Consider the following 3,242-nt stretch of genomic DNA (forward strand, 5'->3'; position numbering starts at 1 on the left):
TTTTGGGTATATTTACTCTTATGGAGCAGGGCCTCATTTTCCTTCTTGGCCCCCGATATTTATTGACTCATACTGTACAGCCGGTAGAAGGATTGAAATCTGTCCGTGAGGTATAGAGTCAAATGTTGGCCGGCTTTTTGCGGGAACCCGTGTAATTTTCCCAAGGTGGCCGATATTTCGTCATAGGAGGTAGATTGTAGCGCTTTCTTCAACAACATGAGCAGTTTTAGGCTTCGCAACAATCCCATTTATATTTCCTTCTTTCCAGGAGAATTCCCTGCTGGAGGTTTACCGTTGATATAATTGGTCGCCCTGATAACTTTTCAACAAATTAAGGTAAATAATTGCTATGGGAGGGGATGCTAAGAGAGCGTGGATAGAAACTAGATTAGAGCAGGGTCTAGAAGTCCCAATGCCTTTTTCTGGTGCTAATTACAGTAGGTAGAAGTTATGCTACGGATGAAAAGTAAGTTCGGCAAGTTTCATAAGAACAGGTGTTAATTTTCTCAGCTCATCTTGTTAGCGAATAGGAGTGCATGTTTATGCGAATACCTCTTTCCGGCCCGGATATTACGGAGAGGGAAATTGAACTGGTCAATGAAGTGTTGCGGTCCCGGTGGTTGAGTATGGGGCCGAAGGTGAAGGAATTTGAAGAGAAAATGGCTGCGTACGTCGGTCGGCGGTTTGCGGTGGCGGTGAACAGCGGGACCAGCGGGCTTCACCTTTTGGTGCGCAGCCTGGGTATCGGCGAGGGGGACGAAGTGATTACCACCCCCTTTAGTTTTGTGGCTTCGGCCAACTGTATTCTTTACGAGAGGGCTAGGCCGGTATTTGTGGATATAGACCCGCTGACTTTGAACATTGATGTAGACAGGATTGAGGAAAAGATTACAGAACGCACTAAGGCCATTTTGCCGGTGCACGTTTTCGGCCAGCCGGTGGATATGGAGCGGGTAGGGGAAATAGCCCAAAAACACGGGCTGGCGGTAATAGAAGATGCCTGCGAGGCGATTGGGGCGGAATACAGGGGCAGAAAAGCGGGAACGCAGAGCGAAGGGGCGGTATTTGCCTTTTACCCGAATAAGTAGATGACCACCGGCGAAGGCGGCGTAATCGTTACCGACGATGAGGAGATAGCCAAGCTTTGCCGCAGCATGCGCAACCAAGGGCGGGGAGAGGACGGAGCGTGGCTCTGCCACGAGCGGCTGGGGTATAACTACCGGATGGATGAGCTGAGCGCAGCTCTGGGGATTGCCCAGCTGGAGCGGATAGAAGATCTGCTGGCCAAGAGGGAAAAGGTGGCTCAGATGTACAACGAGAGGCTGCGGGAGATGGAAGGGGTGAGGGTGCCCTATGTAGCTCCAGAAGTGAACAAGATGAGCTGGTTTGTGTATGTGATCCGGCTGGAGGAAGGCATTGACCGGGATAAGGTAATGGAGTACCTGACGGCCCATGGTGTGGCATGCCGTCCTTATTTTACCCCCATTCACCTGCAGCCGTTTTATGTGGAACAGTTTGGATACAAAGAAGGCGACTTTCCGGTGACCGAGCGGGTGGCCAAATCAACCATCGCCCTGCCGTTTTACAACAACCTCACGGAAGAGCAGGTTGATTATGTAGTGAAGACGCTGGAGAGGGCTTTGAATAGTTAGACAATTTGAGAATAGAAAAACTTGACATAGAACATATGTTCGCGTAACATAAGAAAAGGATTACCGGTAGCAGAGCAATTTGTGTTTATCCGGTATTATGCTTACTGGCAAATTTACTTTCACAAAACAACGCGTGGTTTAGAAAAGTTGATACAGTCAATATGGAAACGCGCAGAATATCTTTATCATGAGAATTTATTGGACGAAGAAACACCAAAGTTGATTTTATCCTTTTTGGCTGGAAAGGTTGACCTAGAAAACTATTTGATGATTGATGATACAGATATCTTTCAAGCAATTAAAATTTGGACTGGTAGTAAAAACGCGATTCTGCGTGATTTGTCTTTAAGGATGCTAAACAGGAAGTTGTTCAAAACCTATTGTTTTAGCAGAAAATGCTCCTTTTGACTTGAGCGAAAAGGTTAAAGACATTTTAAGAAAATATAAATTTGATCCTGATTATTATCTTTTAGTAGATTACACTTCTAACGTAGCCTATGATTACTATACGCAAGAGGAAGAGGAACAGAAACCTCCGATTTTAGTTATGAACAAACAAGGTAGACCTACGGAAATTTCCAAACTGTCTGATCCGATTCGTGCAATTGCTGGAAGACGTCAAGTTGGGATGTATATTTATGTTCCCAATAAAGAGTGTAGGAAAGAAGTAGAACGAATTTTTCACGGTAGTTAAGTTATAGCGTTGTTAAGTTGAACAAGAATAAGGCACAGGTAGGGAGGAATGGGAGGAAGGTTAGAAACTTATGCTATGTTAGGAAAACTTATTGATATTTTAGGTGAAGTTAGGGGACGAAAAAAAATACAAAAGATAGTTTATTTGGCTCAGCAGTTTGGAGCGCCTTTTGGAGAAGACTTTGATTATCATATTTATGGTCCCTTTTCAGAAAAATTGGCTACTGAGTTGAGAGAAATGACGTGGTTAGGACTAATTGAGGAGGAAAAAACAATTACTGCAGGGGGGTACATCCAATACAGGTATTACCTTACCGAGAAAGGAAAAGAGTTTGTAGCCGCTCATTCTAAATCATACAGTGAACTATTAGATTTTGCTGACCTGCTCAAGGAGTTAAATTCGTTTGATGCGAGAGATCTCGAACTTAAAGCTACACTTTGGTTCCTGTTAAAAAGCGGACTTTCGCCTGATGAGGTCTTTAAAGAGGTTAAAGAACTAAAGCCTGATCAGGCATATCAAGATGGAGAGATTGAGGATGCGTTGAGGTACCTGGAGAAGTTTTATAGGCAATAGTTTGTGGCTAAGTTTAAACCAAAGGCTTATGCGGTAAGGGGAACGGAGCGCACCAAAGCTATTTTGTCGGTGCACGTTTTCGGCCAGCCGGTGGATATGGAGCGGGTAGGGGAAATAGCGGAAAAACACGGGCTAGCGGTAGGCTGTTCCCCTTCTTTGAAAGTCCGTTCAGCTTTTTGCATCCGCCACCGGCATAAATCTATATTCATAGAGGGCTGTATACGCCAGAGTATCCAGCGCTGACCAGAAAGCAGACTTAGACCGGCAGGTAGCCAGGCTTCTGGAATTTGCGAACAGCCAGGGTGTGGCGGTAGCCAAGACGG

Annotated in this window: 4 protein-coding genes and 2 pseudogenes; 5 read left to right on the forward strand and 1 reads right to left on the reverse strand. The window is 45.3% G+C overall.

The genetic code is table 11. From position 1 onward, the window contains the following. Window positions 1-59 precede the first annotated feature (59 nt). A complete protein-coding gene (locus KKC1_RS15670) occupies window positions 60-248 on the reverse strand; it encodes a hypothetical protein (protein WP_143288675.1) in 189 nt (62 codons plus the stop codon). Between the two features lie 294 nt (window positions 249-542). Here KKC1_RS15670 and KKC1_RS04810 point away from each other — a divergent pair. The 5 genes and pseudogenes from KKC1_RS04810 to KKC1_RS04835 form a co-directional block, all read left to right on the forward strand. Beyond that, window positions 543-1,652: pseudogene (locus KKC1_RS04810) on the forward strand (DegT/DnrJ/EryC1/StrS family aminotransferase). A gap of 409 nt (window positions 1,653-2,061) precedes the next feature. Further along, window positions 2,062-2,346 (forward strand): hypothetical protein, encoded by a 285-nt coding sequence (locus tag KKC1_RS04820; RefSeq protein ID WP_088553367.1) that lies wholly within the window; start codon window positions 2,062-2,064, stop codon window positions 2,344-2,346. Between the two features lie 48 nt (window positions 2,347-2,394). Next, window positions 2,395-2,919 carry a YwgA family protein gene (locus KKC1_RS04825; RefSeq protein ID WP_088553368.1) on the forward strand — a complete coding sequence of 175 codons (525 nt, stop codon included), beginning with the start codon at window positions 2,395-2,397 and terminating at the stop codon, window positions 2,917-2,919. A gap of 3 nt (window positions 2,920-2,922) precedes the next feature. Continuing rightward, window positions 2,923-3,162, forward strand: coding sequence for a DegT/DnrJ/EryC1/StrS family aminotransferase (locus tag KKC1_RS17755; protein WP_088553369.1), 240 nt, complete (start codon window positions 2,923-2,925; stop codon window positions 3,160-3,162). Beyond that, window positions 3,134-3,242 (forward strand): annotated as a pseudogene (locus KKC1_RS04835) (recombinase family protein); the annotation flags it as partial. The gene KKC1_RS17755 and the pseudogene KKC1_RS04835, both read left to right, overlap by 29 nt.

Origin of the sequence: Calderihabitans maritimus, from assembly GCF_002207765.1 — a bacterium.
Classification (GTDB): Bacteria; Bacillota; KKC1; order Calderihabitantales; family Calderihabitantaceae; genus Calderihabitans; species Calderihabitans maritimus.